This window comes from Enterobacter cloacae complex sp.6700776 (assembly GCF_048284255.1).
Lineage (GTDB): Bacteria > Pseudomonadota > Gammaproteobacteria > Enterobacterales > Enterobacteriaceae > Enterobacter > Enterobacter intestinihominis.
This window is the reverse complement of sequence record NZ_JBLVYK010000096.1, coordinates 1-347: the sequence shown is the minus strand read 5'-3', so window position 1 is coordinate 347 and position 347 is coordinate 1. Positions and strand designations below refer to the sequence as shown.

Below are 347 nucleotides of genomic sequence, written 5' to 3'. Positions count from 1 at the left end.
CGGCCGCTATCTGGCCGGCTTTATCCATGCCTGCCACACCCGGCAGCCGCAGCTGGCCGCCAAATTGATGCAGGATGTGATCGCCGAACCGTACCGCACCCGGCTGCTGCCGGGCTTCGCCGAAGCGCGCAAGGCGGCGCAGGAGATCGGCGCGCTGGCCTGCGGCATCTCCGGTTCCGGCCCGACGCTGTTCGCTGTCTGCAACGACGGCGCCACCGCGCAACGCATGGCCGCCTGGCTGCAACAACACTATCTGCAAAACGACGAAGGTTTTGTTCATATTTGCCGTCTGGATACCGCAGGCGCTCGACTACTGGGATAACGCATGAAACTGTACAACCTTAAGA

1 pseudogene is annotated in these 347 nt (G+C 62.8%); it reads left to right on the top strand.

The annotated features are described in order from the left end of the window. Window positions 1-322: pseudogene (locus tag ACNQ0T_RS23380) on the top strand (homoserine kinase); the annotation flags it as partial. Window positions 323-347 lie beyond the last annotated feature (25 nt).